Annotated in this window: 1 rRNA gene; it reads right to left on the reverse strand. The window is 52.6% G+C overall.

The window, feature by feature from the left end:
- Positions 1-1169 (reverse strand): 23S ribosomal RNA (locus ACJHYW_RS25195); the annotation flags it as partial.
- Positions 1170-1189 lie beyond the last annotated feature (20 nt).

Here is a 1189-nt window from a genome sequence, read left to right on the forward strand (position 1 = left end):
GTCGCTGCCGCAGCTTCGGTGCATGGTTTAGCCCCGTTACATCTTCCGCGCAGGCCGACTCGACCAGTGAGCTATTACGCTTTCTTTAAATGATGGCTGCTTCTAAGCCAACATCCTGGCTGTCTGGGCCTTCCCACATCGTTTCCCACTTAACCATGACTTTGGGACCTTAGCTGGCGGTCTGGGTTGTTTCCCTCTTCACGACGGACGTTAGCACCCGCCGTGTGTCTCCCGTGATAACATTCTCCGGTATTCGCAGTTTGCATCGGGTTGGTAAGTCGGGATGACCCCCTTGCCGAAACAGTGCTCTACCCCCGGAGATGAATTCACGAGGCGCTACCTAAATAGCTTTCGGGGAGAACCAGCTATCTCCCGGTTTGATTGGCCTTTCACCCCCAGCCACAAGTCATCCGCTAATTTTTCAACATTAGTCGGTTCGGTCCTCCAGTTAGTGTTACCCAACCTTCAACCTGCCCATGGCTAGATCACCGGGTTTCGGGTCTATACCCTGCAACTTAACGCCCAGTTAAGACTCGGTTTCCCTTCGGCTCCCCTATTCGGTTAACCTTGCTACAGAATATAAGTCGCTGACCCATTATACAAAAGGTACGCAGTCACCCCATTAAGAGGCTCCCACTGCTTGTACGTACACGGTTTCAGGTTCTTTTTCACTCCCCTCGCCGGGGTTCTTTTCGCCTTTCCCTCACGGTACTGGTTCACTATCGGTCAGTCAGGAGTATTTAGCCTTGGAGGATGGTCCCCCCATATTCAGACAGGATACCACGTGTCCCGCCCTACTCATCGAGCTCACAGTATGTGCATTTTTGTGTACGGGGCTGTCACCCTGTATCGCGCGCCTTTCCAGACGCTTCCACTAACACACACACTGATTCAGGCTCTGGGCTCCTCCCCGTTCGCTCGCCGCTACTGGGGGAATCTCGGTTGATTTCTTTTCCTCGGGGTACTTAGATGTTTCAGTTCCCCCGGTTCGCCTCATTAACCTATGGATTCAGTTAATGATAGTGTGACGAATCACACTGGGTTTCCCCATTCGGAAATCGCCGGTTATAACGGTTCATATCACCTTACCGACGCTTATCGCAGATTAGCACGTCCTTCATCGCCTCTGACTGCCAGGGCATCCACCGTGTACGCTTAGTCGCTTAACCTCACAACCCGAAGATGTTTC

This window comes from Escherichia sp. WS3063, from assembly GCF_046486595.1.
Classification (GTDB): domain Bacteria; phylum Pseudomonadota; class Gammaproteobacteria; order Enterobacterales; family Enterobacteriaceae; genus Escherichia; species Escherichia coli.